The organism is Pseudomonas sp. ESBL9 (assembly GCF_036668715.1).
Classification (GTDB): domain Bacteria; phylum Pseudomonadota; class Gammaproteobacteria; order Pseudomonadales; family Pseudomonadaceae; genus Aquipseudomonas; species Aquipseudomonas lundensis.
Window position 1 is genome coordinate 71,678 of sequence record NZ_JAZEVV010000001.1, and the last position, 20,168, is coordinate 91,845.

A 20,168-nucleotide genomic window follows, 5' to 3' on the forward strand; every position below is an offset into this window, starting at 1 on the left:
GCAAGCGGGGTCGAACGATGTAGAATGCCCGGCCCTTGTGTCTGTCCGGAATCATTAATGGATCGCCCGCGTTTTCGTGCTGCTTTTTTTCACCCGCGTTTTTGGCTGCTGTGGTTTGGCCTTGGCCTGCTGTGGCTGGTGGTGCAGCTGCCTTATAAAGTGCAATTGGGGTTGGGGCGTGTGTTGGGCGCGCTGATGTACCGGGTCGCCGGTGATCGTCGGCGCATTGCCGCGCGCAACCTGCAATTGTGTTTCCCCGAAAAGTGCGCCGCCGAGCGCAAGCACTTGCTCAAGCAGAACTTTTCGTCCACCGGTATCGCATTTTTTGAAATGGCCATGAGCTGGTGGTGGCCCAAGCCGCGTCTGGCCCGGCTGGCCCACGTAGAAGGGCTGGAGCACCTCAAGCAGGCGCAGTTGGAAGGCAAAGGGGTGATCCTCATGGCGTTCCACTTCACCACGCTGGAAATCGGCGCGGCCCTGCTCGGGCAAAAGCACACCATCGATGGCATGTACCGCGAGCATGGGAACGCGCTGTTCGATTTTATTCAGCGACGGGGCCGCGAGCGCCACAACCTGGATTCGCTGGCCGTGGAACGTGATGACGTGCGCGGCATGCTCAAGCTGCTGCGCTCGGGGCGTGCGATCTGGTATGCGCCGGATCAGGACTACGGTGCCAAGCAGAGTATCTTTGTGCCCTTGTTTGGCATTCAGGCGGCCACCGTGACCGCCACCAGCAAGTTTGCCAAGCTGGGCAAAGCGCACGTTGTGCCCTTTACTCAACAACGACTGGCGGATGGCAGTGGCTACAAGTTGGTGATTCATCCGCCTTTGAAGGATTTCCCCGGAGAAAGCGATGAGGCCGATTGCCTGCGCATCAATCAGTGGGTCGAGCGGGCCATTCGTGAATGCCCCGAGCAATACCTGTGGGCCCACCGCCGTTTCAAGACCCGTCCGCCGGGCGAGCCCAAGTTGTACGACAAACGCCGCTGACCCGCGCTGCCTGCAGGGCGCCCGTCGGTGAGCGGCGTGGCGCCGGTAACCGGCCTGATTCTCTCGGGCGGCGGCGCGCGTGCCGCGTATCAGGTGGGGGTGCTGGCGGCCATTGCCCAGTTGCTGCCCAGCGGGGCGCCTAACCCGTTCCCGGTGATCGTCGGCACCTCGGCCGGGGCGATCAACGCAGTCAGCCTGGCCAGCGGCGCACTGAACTTTACCCTCGCCGTCGAGCGTTTGACCGCCTTCTGGCAGCACCTGCAAAGCCATCGGGTGATGCGCAGTGACTGGCCGGGCGTGATTCATCAGGCCAGCCGTTTTGTGAGCCGCAGTGTGTTGGGGCTTGGCCCTCAGGCGCCGGTGGCCCTGCTCAACAGTTCGCCATTGCGCGATTTGCTCAACGACAACATCAGCTTTGCGGGGATCGATCAGGCCATTGCGGCGCAGCAGTTACGCGCCGTGGCACTGACTGCCTTTGGCTATACCTCGGGTCAGGCCGTGACCTTTTACCAAAGTGAGCGCGCCATCGATGGTTGGTTGCGCCATCGCCGTATCGGGCGGCCAGCCGCCTTGACGGTCGAACACCTGCTGGCCAGCTCGGCCATCCCGCTTTTATTTGCTCCGGTCAACATTGGCGAAGAGTACTTCGGCGATGGCGCCGTTCGTCAGTCCGCGCCCATCAGCCCGGCCTTGCACTTGGGGGCCAATCGGGTATTGGTGGTCGGTGTCAGTGGCAACCCGCGCGGGCCGGACCCGCAGGGTGCGCAACGGCGCCCGTTCAATGCCCGGCAGCCGACGCTGGCGCAGATCGGCGGGCACCTGCTCAACAGCACGTTTATTGACAGCCTTGAGAGCGACATTGAACTGCTGGAGCGCCTTAACCACTTCAGCCGTTTACTGCCCGACCAGCCCCACAGCCTGGGCCTGGCGCCCGTGGACGTGCTGGTGATTGCCCCCAGCCAGCCCCTCGACGAAATTGCCGCCCGTCATCGCCACGAACTGCCCGCCGCCCTGCGCCTGTTTTTACGTGGGCCGGGTGCGACCAAAACCAGTGGCGCAGGTGTGCTCAGCTATTTGTTGTTCGAGAAGGGTTACTGCACCGAGTTGATCGAACTGGGGCGCAAGGATGCGCTGGCCCAACGTGCGGCACTCTCGCGCTTTTTAGGCATTGACGCCCACAGTCTGTAAGGGGTGCTGACGCGCACCGGGAGCAGATACCCGGCGGCACACGCTGTTGTGTCGCGCCTGCTTGCACTCAGGCGCGTGCTGCATCAGTGCGTTGTCAGACTGTCCAGCGACTTATCAACGTAGGCTTTGGCCAGTGCAACCAAATGTGTGATCGATAACACCAGGTCGCGCGCCGGCCCGCTCATGCCATTCCCCGCCTCAGTCGCCGATGCCCCGGCGCAGCGCAACAAGTCTGACGCTTGGGCCAAAGCCGCTTCTAAATTGACGCTGTTCGCGATGGCATACGTGGTCGTGTCCACGGGGTGAGTGGGCTTATGGCCGTGCAGGTAGTAATCAAGCGCGCGATTGGCGGCGGCCCGGTCCAACAACTGTGGATCGCACGGCGCAGCGTCTTGCGGGGTGAAAGCGGGTGGGTCGGGGACGAGCTTTTTCATGGGTCAACTCCAGATGCATGCAAAGGAGCTGTCACCTGTCGCGACTAAACGAGGGGGGTGGCAGCCGTACGCAGGTTAGTCGACCGGTGCATCTGGAAACCGGCGCGCCACGAGGGCGCCCTGCGCACGGCCACCATAAAACGCAGGCCGTAAAAAAGCGCCTCGCGGAGGTGGCGCCTTGCGCCAGATGACAAACCGGGCGACTAAACCCGACCGCTGAATGGGCAGCGATGGGCCGAGACTAGCCCTCGATTTGACTGGGCGCAAGCGCGCGGGATTTTCTCGGAAATTTCGCATGATTGAAAGGGAATTGTCATACGTAACGGCTGCACAGTGAGAGTGAAGGGCGGAACGGTTTAGGGGTTAATTGACCGGTGAGCTTTTCGAGCTAGAAGTTGTCGAGCGGGTTTGCTGGGTGGTGGCGTGTTTGGAGGGGAGGGATGGCGGTGGGTGTCCTGATGGAAAAGTGGGATACCTGTCATTTCTGACAGTATTCAGCCGCCATAAAAAGGCGTTCAATATTTTTAAGCGTTTAGAGATATTAAGGTACTCATAGCGGAAACTATTCGTTCGATAGTGTCATGCCTCATTAATTTGTTTTTAGGCTTCGGCGCTTTAACACGCACTTTACCTGTTCGTGCAAGGCGAAAACCAAGTTTCTATCAGTGGTGCTGAGGTACAGGTACTTTCTCTGTGAATTGAGGGTTACACGATGAATATGCTTGAAAGGAAATTGGCTGCTAAAAATGCGCGTAAGGCTTTTTTTAAACGTCGCGGTGAGTTAAGGCGTGCGGGTGAGCATGCCAAGCCTACGGTGCAAGGTGTTTTGCCTGGTGAACCGCTAGGGCTCATCCCTAAAACGCTTTTGACAGCCCCTCTGAAAGTTGAAATACCGCATTGGGAGAATTTTCCAGTCGATCCAACTAGACCGGGTGATAAATTAAGGCTGCAATGGCGGCCGCAAGGTAGCACAGATGATGCAGCTTATACAGACCTCCTAGATCCTCCTGTTATTGACATAAGAGGGGATCACCCAGATCCCATGATTCAAGAAATACCGCTAGTTTCTTTTGAATATATCCACGGTGCTTTTGAGTTTAGATATCTCGTAGAGGGCGGAAATGATGGCGGAGCTGCTATACCTTCAGAAACCACACCCATCGTGCTCGATATTATTCCGCCTTATGGCAATGAATATCCCACAAACTTAGATCTTACTGATGGCCCTATTACGGATGCCAACAGCAATGCTGTAGTAGCGACTATTCCTTCGTATCCAGACCAAGCGGATGGCGATAGAATTGGCGTCTATTGGGTAAAAGACAAGGTGCCCGAAGAGGTATCAGGTTGGCCACCCATCGGTGGCTTTCAAGCTATTCCGATAGACCGAAAGTTCCCCATTCCCCAATCAACTATCATCGACGCGGGGGATGGTGACTTTTTCGCGTGTTATGTCCTGCTCGATAAAGCGGGTATTGACAGTCGCGTTGGCGGGTCCGTGAAAATGCCAGTAGCGCTTGGGCCCTTACCTACGGATCCGTTCCCTGCGCTAACGGTGCGCCATGCCGATGAGATTTCAGATGAATTAATTGACCGTGATGATGCTTTTTTGGGTGTGTATGCCGATATCAAGACGGAGATAACCAACTGGAAAATTGGCGATAGTCTTACGGTCACGTGGGGAGACCAAACACTGGATACCCCTTATCCGATCAACCAGTTTCCAGTTAATATTCCTGTGCCGTGGACTGTTTTGAAAGCGGCCTATGATTTTCAGACGCCTGGTTCTCAAGATACTATTGTCCAGTACGATTATTTTCGGGGCTCGCTACTCTTGGGTTCTGCCAATGTAATGATTAAGGTTGATTTGTCCAAGGTAGGCCCTGAAAATCCGGATGAGCCTAATCCAGTAAACCCAGCACTGGGCGTAGTGACCGTAGAAAGTTACTCGAGTTTAATCGATAAGATAGAGGCTGTTGATGTTAACCAACCTGCCAAGATTCATCTAAAACCTTATGAGGGTATTGATTCCGATCAAGAAATCGAATTTTTTTGGGGCGGTAAGTCCATCGGAACCCATACGGTAACGACAGAGGTACCCGGGGGTCCTGACATAGAGTTCACTGTTAATTGGGCCGATATTGAGGCGGCGGGCAACGGCGACGTTGATGTGTGGTTTACCGTGTCTCATCCAGATTTTATTAATGAAGAAAAATCAAAGCCCAAGTCGGTAGCGGTTTCGGCAGTCCCTATTGTTTTGCCCTCCCCTGAATTTCCAACACTTGACCCGGCTTGGAACTGGCTGAATTGCCCTTCTCTGGAACTGACTGATGATACTTCCTATGGGGTTCGTGTCCATATTCCGGTTTCCAAGTATTTGGTTGAGGGTGCAAAAATAAAACTGAAATGGACAAGTTTTATTGATCGAGGCACCACAACGCCGATTCCAGGCGATCCACTTGAAAGTGGCGAGCTCACGGTTAGCAAGGACCAAGCAGATAATGGTTTTGATTGGTGGATCAGACCTTATGAAACCTATTTTCTGCCCATTTATAATGCTGATAGTGACAATGCTGGCAGTGGCAAAATCGAATACACACTTCTCATTCAGGGCAACGAAGAGCCTGGAGTAGCGACTGTCGAGATAGGCATGTATACCTCGAGTGGGTCGTGCCCCATTCCCCCAAATCCATAGACATTTTAAATGTTGCGACAATAGGGACTATCCTTACAGCGGTGTAGGGATAGTCCTACATTAAGCCTTAGGTACGGTGCGTAGAATGCGTCGGCTTTGTGCGAATGTGCCGAGAGAAGCCTAAGGTGATTCTTTGCATAAAATCCGAACCGATTATTAGGTTGATGACTATGCCCTATCTACGATCTCCACTTTCTCAATGCATTTTTCTTGTTGCGGTGGGCTCCAGTCTGTTGGTCAGTGAGCGCTCGTATTCTGAAACGGTATTGGTCCGCTTTGAAGATGCCATTATTAATGATTCAAGCAGTCCGCTGGATAAATATAAAGTATTTAATGGCTGGACGTTGACAGCCAATAACGCGACTTCGCGCAATATTGAGGTGACCACGTCAAATTTGGTATTAAACGGGTCAACTGTAAACGGTGACGGTACCGAACCCGGCGTGAGTCTTTATGGCAGCACGGCGACCATCACGGGCAGTACGATTACCAGTAATGAGATAGGTCTTAGAGTTACTGCATATTTAGATACAGGGTCTGCTGCACAGGTATTCAGTAGCACCATCACAGGTATGACCCGCGGCGCAACAGTTTCTCATTTGAGCCAGTTGGAGATGACCGACACAACGTTGCTGGCCAACGGGGCCGATGGTATCGGACTTGAGGTGTTTAATGGTACGGCTTCAGCCTTAAGAGGCACGATTGTCGGGGGGCTGAACGGCATACAAGTCATTGATTATTTTAACCCCGAAGATGCGCTTATTAACCTCGACAGTACAACAGTTGTCGGGCGTACCGGGGCAGCCATCGTTGTAGATAACTACGATTCAGGCGCTACTCACACTCAAATCAATGTGACAAATGGCTCGACACTCTCCGGTGGTAATGGTCACTTACTGGACGTTAACGGCACGTCCAAGGCTACCTTGCGAGTCAGTGATAGCAATACCCACCTTGCGGGAGATGTGATTGCCGCATCGGGCGCTACTGCCCATGTGATCCTTGACAATCAAGCCACCTTGACCGGGCGCCTCGAAAACCTCACGAGTCTGGCAATCAATAGCCAGGCGCAATGGGTCATGGTCGAAGACGGTACGGTGGCCGATTTATCCATGAATGGCGGTTCGATCAAGTTTGGTGAGCCTACTTCTTACTTCACGCTGTCGGTGGGCAACCTGAGTGGGGCTGGCGGCACTTTCTATATGGCTTCAGATTTTTCAACAGGCCAGACCGATAAACTTGACGTGACTGGCACCGCAACTGGGAGTCACCAATTAGTAGTGGCCAGTTCCGGCGCTGATCCAATTAATGCAGACAAGCTTTACCTCGTTCATACCGCAGCAGGGGATGCAACATTTTCGCTGCTGAATGACCGGATTGACCTTGGGGCTTATTCCTATCAGTTGGCTAGCACTGAAACTGGAGGCGCAACCGATTGGTATTTGAACCCAGAAAGCAAGACCATCAGCCCCGGCACTCAGTCGGCCATGGCATTATTTAACACGGCACCGACCATCTGGTACGGGGAGCTGACCACATTGCGTACACGTATGGGTGAGTTGCGGGTGGGTACGGGGCAGTCCGGTGCATGGGTTAGAGCCTACGGTAATAAGTACGTGGTGTCCGATTCTACTGGCGTGGGCTATAAGCAAAACCAGCAGGGGTTAACATTCGGTGCGGATGCACCGTTGCCTATCGGTGATGGTCAATGGTTGGTGGGCTTAATGGCCGGTTATAGTCAGTCGGACCTTGACCTCGATCGAGGTACTTCCGGTACCGTAGACAGTTACTACGCGGGTGCCTACACCACCTGGATTGATGCTCAAACCGGTTATTACTTTGATGGTGTCGTGAAGGTTAACCGTTTTCAGAACAAATCTGATGTGAGCTTGAGTGATAACACGAGCACAAAAGGCGCTTATGACAATTATGGTGTCGGTGCCTCTGCAGAGTTTGGGCGCCATATAAAACTCGATGACGGGTATTTTGTTGAGCCCTATGCTCAGGTATCGAGCGTTGTTATACAAGGCAAGAACTACGACCTGGACAATGGGCTGCGTGCGGAGGGTGATCGCACGCGTTCATTGCTGGGTGAGCTTGGTTCAACGGCGGGTCGTAATATTGAATTGGCGAGCGGTCAGGTAGTACAGCCCTACTTGCGCGCCGCGTACGTGCATGAGTTTTCGAAAAACAATGAAGTCAAAGTGAACGATAATGTATTTAATAATGACTTGTCCGGTGCTCGCGGTAAGTTGGGTGCAGGCGTCACGATGACCATGACTCAAAAAATAAAAGTCTATGCTGATGTGGAGTACAGCAAGGGCGACGGTATTGAACAGCCGTACGGTGGCTCTGTGGGGCTTCATTACAGTTGGTAAGTAGGGCGTGTGCGAAAAGTAAGAAGGTGGCTTACAGCTGAAAAGGGAGGAGACTAGTAGTTCTGCTAGTAACCGACCGATTAAAAACGTGCTAAATATACTGGACGTGCTGTGCGCGCAAAGGGGTTATCCGTTTTGCGCGTCAGGTTAAGTTTCAATTCAGTTGAAGTTTAGTGAGTGATAGTTATGGCCGATTTTGATGACGGAAAAAATGTAAAACCAACTAAACGCTCGGCGAGTATAAGCGCGTTGTTGCAAGAGCCCACTATACAAGGCATCTTGCCGGGGCTTCCCGAAGGTCTACTACCGGCTGCGGCACTTGAAGATCCGTTAGCAGTTGAGGTTCCAGCATGGGATAATCTCCCGCCAGAAAACGCTATCGATAAACTCTCCTTTCAATGGCGCAGGCAGAATACCTCTAACGCTTTTAATACGATGCAAACCTATGACGTTGCAGGGCCACTCGATGACAGTGATTTTCCTTTGTATCTCAATATTGATGCGCAGAAGCTAGAGTTTGAAGAAGGGCCTTTTGACTTTAGGTACGTGATCGTTGGCCATAATGGAGGAGATGAGAACGAATCAAAAATTGTCCCCTTGGTGATTGATCGTACGCCTCCCTACAAGCATGGAAAACCCAGCGCACTGATACTTCCCACTACGCAAATTACTATTCCCTTCTTTGAAGCTAATGACAATAAATTTGTCTGTGTGATACCGGAATATACCGATTATCAAGATGGCGATGAAGTGGTTTATTTTTGGAGGACCTCTTCGGGCAGTCAATGTATTGGTCGGGAAGCGGTATCTGCCAATAGAGAAATAGTCTATACCCGTGTGCAGATTGAAGCGGCACTGAACGGTGAGTGTTATGCCGAGTACCAACTTATCGATAAAGCAGGTAATTCTAGCCCTGTCAGTGAGTCTGTAACGATTGACGTAGACATGACGCCGCGTTCTCTTAACTTTGTAAAAGTTAAAGGCGCCAAGGGTTCCCTTGAGTATGGGGAGTTGAATATCGACTTTGCAGGAGACGGTGTAGTTGTTGATCTTCCTGCTGATGCTGATATTTATGAGGGTGAGAAGGTTCGTCTGCAGTGGGCGGATCCACTGGCATTTAATGCAATAAGTCTGAGTGATGCTGAGCCAATGAATCCTTTGCAGTTCAAGGTGCCTAAAGAGAATATTGCAGCCCACATGGTCAGCAGTTTGGCCGCCGGGGTTAAATACATTCCTGTATATTACGAGGTGCTAGATAGCTCAGGCATGACAGTGGTGGCCACTTCAAAAGTTTATAACTTGGCTATTTCTGATGTGCCAGCGGCTAACTTTCCTACTCTGCAGTGCGGCAGTGTCAAAGGCCAACAATTAAGTTTGGCAAGCGTGCCGCAAAGTGGTGCCGTTGTATTTGTCAGCTATTGGGCTTTTATGGCAGATGATCAGTTTGTGTCTTTTAGTTTGGTAGGGTTGGGTGTGGATGATAACGACCTGACGATTGAATATTTTACCGAGCACGCCGTCACGGCTGAGGAAGTGACAGCAAAAAAAGTATCAACGGTTGTGACAAAGGCAGATATTGAAAAATTTAAAGTGGGGGCTCAACTTAATTTTGAGGGGCGGGTGAGTTTTAATAATAAAGGCTATTGGTACAACCTCCGGCGTGAGTGGGCAACGCTAGTGAGTTAGCTGAGTAGCCCCGCCCTTTAGTTGATGGTCAGCGCGCAATGCTGTTCACTCAAGAGCAGCGCACCCTCAGTGGAAGGAGCAGTCGACGCTTTATTGCTCGCGATCTGTTAAAGATCAAAAAATCGCGAGCAAGTTCGCGCCTACCAGGTTGGCTTTTTACTTCAGTGAACAACATTTCTGGTCGGTGCAGGGGGTATTCATTTATAAGTCAAGGTGAAATTCAGGGCGCCCTCTACTGAGCCTGGCTCAACGTTAATGGTGGGATGGGTTTGATAGAGGCGAGCTTTAAAGTGCATAGCCATATTGCCCGGCGTTATCGCAACTATTGGAACATCGACGCCTAGCGGGACGGGTGTTAGACCATCTTCTTTTAGCATCTGAATACCCACGCCTTTTGCTGTTGCGCTGGTAGCCAATGTGAAAATGCCGTTCACTGGGTCAAACGGTACAGAACCTTTAGCGCCCTCTAGGCGAATATGAGCCAGAGCAATAGATTCCCCCGACGGATCGGTCTCGCATGAAACCATATTGATGTGAAAGTCTACGGCGTCTGTAGTATCACCCTCTTGGGTGAAGTGTTTACTGTCCCAATGACCCAGTTGTACAGGGTCTGCGCTGACCGGGGTACTTGACAAACTGCATTGAGATTGAATAACAGTGCCGTCCAAGCCGTAGCTAAAGGCTTTGCCGATACCCGTGAAATGTCCACTAAACAGAGTGCTGCCATTCAATATGTGAACGCCGGGGGCAATGGGACCAATTTTAATCAAGGTCAGCGTATGTCTTAAGCTACCAAAACTAAAATTTGCACTGCCCATCGATTGCCGATGCTCACTGAGCATCGGCACGTAAGGGCCATTGAGTGCGGTAAACGAGTTATCTTCATTAAACTCTTTAACCAGCGGTCTTCCCAATTTGATCAAAACCCCTACGCCAGGAATATTGGTATGTAAAACAGTCCCCGGCTGTGGGGGGATGGGGCCAATATAAATAGGGGCAGACGCAATGGCACTGAAGTTTAAAACGGTACTCCCATCGTTCCTGCACTCTATTCTTCCCCCTTCATCGTTGGGTGTGAACAAACTCTGTTCTGAGCCAATGAGCGTTCCCACAGGCGCATCTCTGGGCACATAAAGTGTGCCAAGTCTGGGGGTGTAGGTTACCGGGCCTGCCCCTTCCGCCCAAAAGCATTCATTGTCTTGCTGAGCCCCTGATGCCAAGGGCATTACTAACCAGGTAGAAAAGCCGATCAAACTTGCTAGGCGTCGCATTAGTGTTGTCATTAAACATCCCAAAGGTACCGGGCGAGCCTACTAAAGGTCGCCAATATGTTGCTCAAGTGAGTTATCGGCAGACCAGATCTTGTGTGTAAAAACCATCAAGATTTTGCATAGCCTCTGGTTCGATCTTTAGCTCACAGTGCTGATCACTCAACACTCCCCACCGCACGGTTAGAGTTTGTGGTGTCAAGTCAGTCGAGAGCAGTATTTGCCCAGCTTGACCGATGACCCCTAGCTGCTCACCGTCCGCTGTACTCACTTGGGCTGCAAAAGGCAGAGGTTGCCCATTTGGCATAGAGCCTGTTAACAGCAGCCTGTTAATTTTTCTCGCTGTGAACACATGTTTAACAATCGCGCCACGCCTCGGAACAACTTGTGCTGTGCCATTTTCAATTTCGATGGTGGGGTCTAGATCGTCAGTTTGGAGCTCTAGGTGGTTGATGCGGTAGGGGCGCATGTAAGGCGCTATGGCAAATCCTTCTTTGTTAGTCAGCGCTCCGGTCGCGTTGACGACACCCACCCCGGCGATCTGCGGAACTTGAATCAGTGCAACCGTCTCTCCCAAGTATGGGCTGAACTCAATCCCTTGGTCATGGAGTAATACCGCGCCGCTGGTGTTGATGGCTAAGCTACGGTAGTCGGTGCCATAGGTGACTCCCCCACCCAGACTGGCAAATGGCGTTTGATAGTTTGTCGAAAAGGAAGTGGACGTTTGCTGTGATTCCGTTTGGCTGAGTGAGGCTCGATAGCTAAGTTTTTGATTATGGATTTTGCCGCTGATACTTGAGCGCTTACTAAAGTGATCGCCATTTTTTTGCACATCAAATGTAGCATTGCTGGCCAGCGCAAAGTCCAGAGGAATCGAAACACTCAGGCTGATTTGCCGATCATTGTTGTACGTGTCGCTCAACGCCTGAGAGGCCATCAAGCTGTAGGTAATACCTTTATGCTGGGTATTAAAACTGAACTGAAATTGACGCTGATTGTAATCGGTCCCCCAATAGTCCTGGTGCGAAAGTGACAAATTAACGGAGCTACTGTTCGTTAAGTTTTGATAGAGGGAGGCAACAATCTGACTCCTTCGGCTACCCAAAAAATCAGAGGATTGAGAACGCTCGCGTAAAGCTTCATCAAAGTCACGATAGCCTTGAGTTGAATAGCGATAGCCCGCAAAACGCAAGTCAGTGCCCGTTTTGAAAGATTTGCCATATTTGATGGCATAACTCATCCCTCGCAAGCTCTGATCATTGATAGTGTTGATCTGAACATTGGAGCGCGTCACATCAAATGCCAGTGCGCCAATGGCGCCTAGGTCCTTGGCTAAACCTAATGACCCAGCTTGATAAAAGTCACTCCCCATGAGCCCGCCATACAGCGTGGTATCCCAACCCGTCCCGACAGTCAGCGTGCTTTGCCAAAGCAACGGGGCGCTCATGTCGTAGACGGCGTTGTAACGACCGGCGAAAACGCTATATCGCCAAACACCTTCGCGCAGCAGGTTGCTCAAGGTCGAGAAGGGTTGTGTGAAGCGCCGCACTTGACCATCTTCTTCTGTCAGAACAATCTCGAGTTCTGCACTGCTACCCGCTGTAGTCAGATCGTTAATTTCATAAGGCCCGGCACTGACATAAGTTGAATAAATAGGATAACCATTTTGCCGAACTTCGAGTTTTGCGCGTGTTTGAGCGACACCACGGATGATCGGAGCGTAACCTTGCAGCACGTCAGGAAGCATGCCTGCATCCGAACGGATTAAAACGCCTTGTACGGGGATGCTGCGAAAAACGTCGCCATCGGTTGAGGTTTCTCCCACGGTAATGTTCGCCAGAGTGCCCGGTATGTCACGTTGCAAAAAGGTTGAGGAGCGGACCCAATTACGTTTGTCCGATTCGCCCTGTCGCAGTGCCTGGGTGCTCCGAAAACGCCACCCTTCATAATTAACACCCATGTTGAGGAGTACATCTTCGCTGTCGGTCGGGCTGTTATAACGATTTCTGCCGCGTTGCGCGGACGCCTGATAGTTCAGGTAAGCGGCATTGATGCCCGAGTCCCAGCGCTTGGGGTCAACATAACCTACGACGTCAGCTCGAAGTGCGATTTGTGGAATAGAAATATCGATCAGCATTTTGGAGCTGTCAAAGTCAACGGTTGAGCCGGGAACTAAGATCGCAAGGTCCAGACAGCTCGTCTGCAAAGAGCTCGGGTCTTTTAAGGCGTCAAGTTTCACGCCGCTCAATGTCAGCAGGCTGGCAGGCAAACAAGGCACAAGGGTTTCATTATCGATTGCCAGGCTGAAATCAAGGTGCTGTTGATCTATCAAGCGTGAATTCACTTGAATCGCAACCCAATAACGCCCTGGTACCACGTCTTGCCCCTTAGACAACGCATCAAGCGCAATATGTCCGGCCTCAGATGTTTGGCGCATGAAGCTGGACTGGAAGTATTCAAGCTCTTCGGCGTGAACGTCGCGCAATGTGAATAGATTAAAGCTGGCACAAATTAATGCGAACTGGCTGATAGACAGGCACGCAGCGGTGCCCCTCAGACCGGATAGACAGATCATGATGAGTTCCAGACAGATTGAAGCGCAGCGATGTATTAATCGGCAGAAGTAATAGCAGCAGTTAGAGGAGGGCTAACACCGCCATAATCATTGATAGAAGAGAAGGTGACTAGCGCATCTGCTGTGGGCTTGAACGCTGAGAGTCGATACAGTTGGCGAGAAAATGGAGCCGCCATCGCGGGGTTGGTTGGGGACTCTTTTTGTCCGTTAAACCTCAGCTCAAGGCTCGCAAAAGAAATAAAGTAAGGGGACGGGTTGTGAGCTTCTAAATAGTAGTGACCGTCCATTTTTTTTACGGCCCACTGTAGGTGTTTTAAATGTGTGTCCGCAGGGTTTTTTATCGACGTCGGGCGGTAAAAAAATTTGATGCGGGTACGCATTGCGATATTCAGAACACCCGTGTTCGAACTCTTGGATTGAGGGATTTCCTGAACATTAAAATAAAATACCGATTCTCGGTCATTAGGCAGTGTGTGAGGCCACTGATTGATTTGAACGTATTGTTCTTTACCTGCGTTCAGTCGGAAGAGTGCAGGTGTGGGCATAAAGGGGACGGCAGTGGTGGTGTCATCGAGCTCGGTATTTATCCAGGTTTGAACGGCAAACGGGCGTTTACTGGGGTTGGAGATAATAACGGAAACGCTGCGCTTATGGCTGTCGTAAATAATGCGTGTGCCGTTGATGGTGAGTGCAGCATGGCTAGGGGAGCTATAGAGCAGTACAGCACTGCTAAACGTGATGGCAAGGCAAAGGAGGCGTGAAAAAGTTGACCATCTGAAGAGGCCTGGCATTAGATGAATACCTGTGCATAACGATAGAAAAAGGAGTAACGGGTGTGCCCTTGCAAAGCAAAGGCACACTTTATGGATCAGTTAATAGTGACCAAGAAGTTAACATCGGCATCAGCCGGGCCGGGCAGTACCGTGGCAGAAGTTGAAACGTAGTAAGCATCAAATTTCATATCGGTGGCGACGGTGTCACTGAGTGGGTATGTAGCAGATTCGGTGCCATTGTTGACCGATTGACCGGTCCGATCCTTGATGACAATCGCTACGCCTTCGGCTGCACCGGCATAGGATTTGGTCGCATAAAATTTACCGCTAGCATCTGCAGTGCCGGTGAATGTGACTGTTCCCACATTTGGACCGCCAGGGGTTAAATTACAACCAGATTCAGTCGGTACACGCAAGATGAAGTCATTGCCCGGATACTCTTGCCCGATTGCGGTAAATCTAGAGGGAGAGACTGTGCCCATTTGTACTTCATTGCCGATCGCGCCGCTGCCCGGGTTTACAATTTCAATCGGGCAAGTCGAACTATCAATTTTGCCAACAAAATTAATAGTGCCGGTGTTCGCAGAAGCAACGTGGCTGACCACACCCGTCAGAAGAGCCAGCGTCAAAGGTATCAATTGCGTTTTCATAGAGTTCAACCTGTTAGAAATATAGGCAGTGTGAAGGGCGCAAGAAAGCTAACTTTTATGTACCTCTAAGTGTGAGTGTGCAGTGTTAGTCTTTTTTGCGGGCTGGATTCTGAATGGATGAGCGGGCGGAAGATATGAGAGAACTCTCATTTTTGCGGTGAGGAGTAAAGACAACTGGATAGCATCCCCATGCTCTGGATGCACTGAGGGCACCTGAGCATGGGGCATTGATGAGCTTCTATTACAAGCGGGTAGTGCTTGTGTACCTCCAATCTACGCCAGTAGTCGCAGTGATACCTGTTATATTTACAGCTGGCCATGATTTGGCCGCAGAGCTGGTAATGGGAGTCTCCGAGTCTTGTCTTTTATTTGTAACAGTGTTGGTATTTACCCTTTCGAATAAAACTTCTGCTCCCGAGGCATAGCTGGGCACAGTTTCAGGCAACGGCGGAGGGACGCTTTGATCAGATATTGATGAAATAATGTTGTCAACGCTATCACCTTCTCGTAGGGTCATTAAAGAGGCATTATCTGTTTGATCAGTCATTTGATTAATCGGGAGGTATATAGACCTTCTGGAGGCTTTTCGTACAGCAGCACTGAACACACTTGCTAATACACCTGCTGGTAAGAGCAACCAATTAGCCGTATTAAGTGCGCCTACAACACGATATTGCCTCGCTCCGACTAAAGACCCTTCAACTAGAGTCAACGCCACATCAATACCAAACACAGCTTTATCTAGGACACCGGTGAGCGGAAGCAGTCCGACGAAAAATTTTGTCATTATAAAAGTTGCCGCGTACAAATGTCCAGCTACCATTTCCGTTGCCAGCGCACCGACGCCAACAGAAACTGCTAAAGCAGAAAAACCCGCAGCTATCTTGGCGGCTACAGCCGCAGCAACTGCAGCAGCCGGCGGGAAAAATATCGTTGCGGCAACGGCGAGTATTAAAAGTGGTACACCAATGATGATACCTAACCATGGCATCACTCCCGCACCCGATGTGGGTCTCTTAGCTTTAGGTCGTATGTTACGACCCGACCCTGCGTGGCCTGTTGGGTCTTGCAAAGCGATTGGATTCCCCAGGCAATACACATAAGGGTTTAGGCCACCAGCACCGAATGGGCTTAGGGAGTCTGGGCTATGAAATCGCATCAGCTGCGGGTTGTAAGCGCGATAACCCTTGCCCAGCAAGTACCAGCCGCTGGCCTCATCCAGTACTTCACCGTTGAAGGCCATTATGCTTTGAAGCGCTTGCTCGCTACTGCGTTCTCCATAGGCAGTGTAAGTAGCGGTTATGAGTTCGTTATTGAGACACTCCCCCACGACACTGTGGCTAGCATCAGTGAGTAGTATCAGTGTTTTAGTCTCATCCCCATTGTGTTGCTGGCCAACGGGTTGCTCATTAACCGTAAGCAGATGGGTATTGATGCCTTCATGTACCGCCAGGCTCAAACGATTACCTTCGTAGAAACACAAGGTTTCAGACTGCTCTTTTACTTGTGTGGCAATCAAATGATTGTGCGCATCGTAACGGTATCTGCCGACTGGTTGCCCAGTGCCGGCGGCTTCAACGCGCACTAAACGACCTAGCGTGTCATAAACCAAGTGCTGGTTTTGCTCATCGTTTTCCATATTGCCATCGGCGTCATACGTAAACGCCTGATGGGCCGGGTAGCTTGCATGATCATGAGTGACGCTTAGCAGGCGGCACGCATCATCGGGTGAGTAAGTGAATAGGGCCAGATCTGATTGTCCATCGACGAAAGTTGTCCAGCAGCGCTGGATATTATCGAGGGCATCAAATCGAAATACCTGACGCGTGATGTCATGTCCGTACCGATCTTTGGGTAATGCAGGCCCCTTGTAGGTATGTTTACGCAGGCGTCCCTTAGCGTCATATTCAAATTCTTCCAAGAGCTGCGAAATACCGGCGACTGTGCGTTCGCGACGAGCTAACAGATTATTGGGTAACCAACGCTGTGAGAAAGTGTCTGGAGCTTGAGCATTTAGCATTTGAGTACGTAGAACTTCACGACCCTGATCGTCATATTCTAGCTCGACAAGAAGGGTTGTTTTGGCAGCCTCGTCCAAAGTGATCGAGCGCCAAAGTTGTCCTAGACGGTTGTAAGTGAAGGTGATACTCAGCGATTTATTATTTTCGTTTTGAGACTGTTCTACAGATGCGAGCCGAGCAAACGGGTCATAAGAATACCGTTTTACCATCCCTGTATTATCAGTTTTAGTCAGCGGCATACCATTAATAGTATAACTATACTGCGTGATCAACTCATGGCCAGAACTGTCTGAATGCGTTTCCCGAATAAGCTTTTTACGATTGTCATACTCGTAATGCGTCGCGCCATCAGCAGTGCTGGCTTTAGTCATTGAGGCGTTGAGTTGGTTATAGTCGAAACGACAAAACATCTCGCCTTCATCCTTGGACTGAATAAGTGTGGGCTGAGTTGTCAGTCGCAGATCGTAGTCGTAATCTATAGTCTTGCCACTGGCTTTTGTTAAGCGGCTGACTTGAGATTGACCCTCAACATAATGATAAAGCTCAGTCAGTGTCCCAACAGTCCTGGAGCGGATTCTTCCAAATCCATCGAACTGTTGAGCACCCACACACTGTGCCGGTATTAAGTTGTTATTGGTGTTTATCCAGATCGACGTATGCAGGCTTTGTTGCGGGTGCGGAGCATAAGTGTTGGTGACCACGGTCAAGTCCGAGAGTGTAGTAGTCAGTAGGCGTGACCGGCTGTCGTAGGTATAGCGTGTGACGCGGTCAGACTCATCTTTAGATTCAATGCAACGTCCCAAACCATCATAGGCGAACATTTTAATGGCCAACAGTTTACGGTCGGTAGCAAGCGACTCAATGCGGATAGGTTTCTCATAGGCATTCAGTACGGTGACGGTTAAGCCACTGATAAGTGTAGGCTCAGCAGCACATTGTAGGTAGTGAGTTTCTGTAGGGTGTTTAACTGCTGGGGCACCTACATTGATACCAATAGGGTCGTAACACGTTACCGTACGCGTACCGTCGGGTGCCGTGACAGAATACTGCTGGCCCCAGTTGTCATAGTCGAATGTCCGAGAAAATACATGCTCATTGTTGTCCAGCCAATCATAAACGGACTCTTTAATCAAATTGCCCTGAGCGTCGTAATGGGCACTGTAAGTACGGACTTCCTCGTTGGCAAAAACGCCAGCAGTCGGGTCTAAACGAGATTCACGGACGGCACGATTAAGTCCGTCAAAATAAGTGTGTGTCTCAACACCGTCAACATTTAAAATTACTTGTTTGGGCTGAGAGCCTTCAATACTCAGGGTGTAACTGTAAAATTTAGAGGCTTCTACATCTGTGCCGGGTGCAATCGTTTCCTGAGTCAGCCTGCCTAAGCTGTCGTAACGATACGTTTGAACAACTGAGTTATCAATAATTTGGCGTGGTTCGGCATCAAAGATGGAGAGTTTGGTGATTAACGTCTTGCTCAGTGGCTTTTGATCAAGCACGTCAGTGCGATCAGTTTGGGTCACGACTAAGAGAGTGGGGTCATTGTCGAGCTCGTATTCGTATTCAGTGGCTAGGGCAGTGGTGTCAGCGATGATGGTTTTATTTTTCAAACGGCCGTGCTGTAGGGGATCGCTGGTATCATCAATGTAAGTGGTTAATGTCTTCTGCAATTCAAGTTGTGTGTTTTCTTTAAGTTCGAATAGTGTCTCCTCACAGCCTAAGATGTAATCGCTCATTAGCTCGTAAGCCAGTGAATTCAGCGATGTATAAGAAAAGCGGGTGAGTAGTTTAGGTGCCGATGAACCAAGTTGGCCGACACTTGGAATGACTGTTTTGTCACGCAGGTATCGCACGAAATCCTCCGAATTGGGGGGGCAATAGTAACCCTCTGAGTCTTCTCCATCCGGGCTGTAATACGTGTAATGTTCCACCTCGCCTGTTTCTTTGGTATGACTCGTTACCAGACCTCTGTTGTTATAGGTGCTATAAGTTGTGCTACTGCGCAGCTGGTTAATATCAGCTGCCTGATACCACGTTTGTTTCTTTTTGACAGGCAGTTGGCAATAGGCGACTTGCTGGTGAAAAGGTTGGTTATGATTAATCGCATATTCTGAGATGACGCGATGCACATGACCGTTCTGCGTTGTTTCCTCTAGTGTCAACAGGTGATAGCGATTGAACGTGCGCGCCTGGGTGAGCACAGGGCTCTCATTGACGATTAGTGTTTGGGTGCTGTGATAGGTGTAGTCGTGTAATACCTTATATAGGTTGTCATACCCATCATCGCTCCATTCAAAGCTGCCCGCGCCGAAGCCTAAAAAATTCTCAGTACTGTAAGTGTAATGGTGCTCTATTGGCGGTTGGTCAAAAAACGGGAATTGGACATGTTTGAACACCCGGGGTAGAGGTTGAGCACCAGGATCCGGGTGCTCATGCCCCTGTACGTCATAGGTGATTTCTTCCCGGCTGCCAGCGGGTGAGGTTACAGTTTCGATGCACAGGAATTCAAAGACATTTTTATAAGTGAATTCCCACTTGGCTTTATCGTCAGAGGGTAAATGGATCTGTGTGACCCGACTCTCATCGCCTGTTAATTCCAAACTGTAACGTGCAACGGGTGTCCCGCCCTCGGCAGAAAATGGATACAACTCAATATCTATCAGGCTGCTTCCAGACTCTCGTGTTACTGATAGAACAAGTAAATCGTTCGCATCCGTGATGCTGGCGAGCAACGGGTAGCCATTGAAGTCAGTATAAGCCAATATAATTTTTTGTCCTTGGGGGGAGTAATACTCTTCAGGCACTGCAAGGGTGCCTTGATTGACTAATATTTCCATTTCCCCAGAGACATGCATGAGACGGTAAGTGTTGTTGCCTTGGTCATAAAGATGAAAGGTATCTAGCCTTTGCTCAGGGATGATTGCGCGGGCTGTTTCTGGATCCCAACCCTCAACTTTATAAGTCTCTCCGGTATGTAATGAAATAATTTGTGTGGTGACATCATATTCAGTGAGTTGTAAGTTCCAACCATAGCCAAAACCACGATCAATCCGGCTTAGTGGACTGAATGCAATCGCCAGAGGGAGGGTTGGACCATTTAAGTAATAGGTTTTAAGTTCAGGTAGCGTTACCGTAATAGTGTATTGGCCGGTGCGAGGATCAACCCCGTTTTGTAGCGCACCTAAAAAGTTGAATGCATTTGAATGCACTGCTGTAGAAGCGACCATGGGTTAAGTTTCCTTATTAAAAAGTGAATCAATAGACGTAGACGACCTAAAAAATGAAATGCAATAACCGTATTCGATAAAAATCAAAGCAGACAGTCAGCTGTGTGCAGGTACCCGGTACGCAGAGTCTTTTTTAGTGGGGGATTTCAACCAGCGTAGCAGCTCTTTATCTCAAGCGAACCTAGTACTTCTGATAGTAGGCAAGGAGCATCGTGAGGTGTAAAAAATACCCACAGCGATTGCTGAAGAAAAAACATGACTCATCATGCCCGCTTGCTTAGCG

At 50.4% G+C, this 20,168-nt stretch carries 11 protein-coding genes; 5 read left to right on the forward strand and 6 right to left on the reverse strand.

All coding sequences use genetic code 11. From position 1 onward, the window contains the following. Positions 1-57: 57 nt before the first annotated feature. Complete coding sequence (locus V6F78_RS00365) at positions 58-990, forward strand: lipid A biosynthesis lauroyl acyltransferase (protein WP_047292736.1); 933 nt, start codon at positions 58-60, stop codon at positions 988-990. 27 nt (positions 991-1,017) lie between these two features. Then, entirely contained in the window at positions 1,018-2,178 is a 1,161-nt protein-coding gene (locus V6F78_RS00370; protein ID WP_047292738.1) for a patatin-like phospholipase family protein, read from the forward strand. An 83-nt stretch (positions 2,179-2,261) separates the two neighbouring features. Here the strand turns inward: V6F78_RS00370 and V6F78_RS00375 are convergent, their stop codons facing one another. Beyond that, complete coding sequence (locus tag V6F78_RS00375) at positions 2,262-2,612, reverse strand: DUF6124 family protein (protein ID WP_332726429.1); 351 nt, start codon at positions 2,610-2,612, stop codon at positions 2,262-2,264. Between the two features lie 712 nt (positions 2,613-3,324). On the opposite strand from V6F78_RS00375, the gene V6F78_RS00380 reads away from it, so the two are divergent. From V6F78_RS00380 to V6F78_RS00390, 3 genes are all read left to right on the forward strand, one after another. Beyond that, on the forward strand, positions 3,325-5,307 hold the full coding sequence (locus V6F78_RS00380) for a hypothetical protein (protein ID WP_332726430.1): 1,983 nt from the start codon (positions 3,325-3,327) through the stop codon (positions 5,305-5,307). A gap of 170 nt (positions 5,308-5,477) precedes the next feature. Then, on the forward strand, positions 5,478-7,685 hold the full coding sequence (locus V6F78_RS00385) for an autotransporter outer membrane beta-barrel domain-containing protein (protein ID WP_442965101.1): 2,208 nt from the start codon (positions 5,478-5,480) through the stop codon (positions 7,683-7,685). 186 nt (positions 7,686-7,871) lie between these two features. Then, positions 7,872-9,371 (forward strand): hypothetical protein, encoded by a 1,500-nt coding sequence (locus V6F78_RS00390; RefSeq protein WP_047292742.1) that lies wholly within the window; start codon positions 7,872-7,874, stop codon positions 9,369-9,371. A gap of 197 nt (positions 9,372-9,568) precedes the next feature. On the opposite strand, the gene V6F78_RS00395 is transcribed toward V6F78_RS00390, so the two are convergent. From V6F78_RS00395 to V6F78_RS00415, 5 genes are all read right to left on the reverse strand, one after another. Further along, positions 9,569-10,654: a fimbrial protein gene (locus V6F78_RS00395; protein ID WP_080963765.1), complete on the reverse strand. Its 1,086-nt coding sequence runs from the start codon at positions 10,652-10,654 to the stop codon at positions 9,569-9,571. Positions 10,655-10,715: 61 nt separating this feature from the next. Continuing rightward, complete coding sequence (locus V6F78_RS00400) at positions 10,716-13,214, reverse strand: fimbria/pilus outer membrane usher protein (protein ID WP_332726431.1); 2,499 nt, start codon at positions 13,212-13,214, stop codon at positions 10,716-10,718. Positions 13,215-13,249: 35 nt separating this feature from the next. After that, complete coding sequence (locus V6F78_RS00405) at positions 13,250-14,005, reverse strand: fimbrial biogenesis chaperone (protein WP_080963766.1); 756 nt, start codon at positions 14,003-14,005, stop codon at positions 13,250-13,252. A 77-nt stretch (positions 14,006-14,082) separates the two neighbouring features. Beyond that, positions 14,083-14,637 (reverse strand): fimbrial protein, encoded by a 555-nt coding sequence (locus V6F78_RS00410; RefSeq protein ID WP_047292744.1) that lies wholly within the window; start codon positions 14,635-14,637, stop codon positions 14,083-14,085. Positions 14,638-14,878: 241 nt separating this feature from the next. Then, positions 14,879-19,885: an RHS repeat domain-containing protein gene (locus tag V6F78_RS00415; protein WP_332726432.1), complete on the reverse strand. Its 5,007-nt coding sequence runs from the start codon at positions 19,883-19,885 to the stop codon at positions 14,879-14,881. Positions 19,886-20,168 lie beyond the last annotated feature (283 nt).

Excerpts from the sequence above, each read along its gene's own strand:
- V6F78_RS00415 (WP_332726432.1), bottom strand. The coding sequence starts at position 19,885 with ATGGTCGCTTCTACAGCAGTGCATTCAAATGCATTCAACTTTTTAGGT.
- V6F78_RS00410 (WP_047292744.1), bottom strand. The coding sequence starts at position 14,637 with ATGAAAACGCAATTGATACCTTTGACGCTGGCTCTTCTGACGGGTGTG.
- V6F78_RS00405 (WP_080963766.1), bottom strand. The coding sequence starts at position 14,005 with ATGCCAGGCCTCTTCAGATGGTCAACTTTTTCACGCCTCCTTTGCCTT.
- V6F78_RS00380 (WP_332726430.1), top strand. The coding sequence starts at position 3,325 with ATGAATATGCTTGAAAGGAAATTGGCTGCTAAAAATGCGCGTAAGGCT.
- V6F78_RS00385 (WP_442965101.1), top strand. The coding sequence starts at position 5,478 with ATGCCCTATCTACGATCTCCACTTTCTCAATGCATTTTTCTTGTTGCG.
- V6F78_RS00400 (WP_332726431.1), bottom strand. The coding sequence starts at position 13,214 with ATGATCTGTCTATCCGGTCTGAGGGGCACCGCTGCGTGCCTGTCTATC.
- V6F78_RS00390 (WP_047292742.1), top strand. The coding sequence starts at position 7,872 with ATGGCCGATTTTGATGACGGAAAAAATGTAAAACCAACTAAACGCTCG.
- V6F78_RS00395 (WP_080963765.1), bottom strand. The coding sequence starts at position 10,654 with ATGACAACACTAATGCGACGCCTAGCAAGTTTGATCGGCTTTTCTACC.
- V6F78_RS00365 (WP_047292736.1), top strand. The coding sequence starts at position 58 with ATGGATCGCCCGCGTTTTCGTGCTGCTTTTTTTCACCCGCGTTTTTGG.
- V6F78_RS00375 (WP_332726429.1), bottom strand. The coding sequence starts at position 2,612 with ATGAAAAAGCTCGTCCCCGACCCACCCGCTTTCACCCCGCAAGACGCT.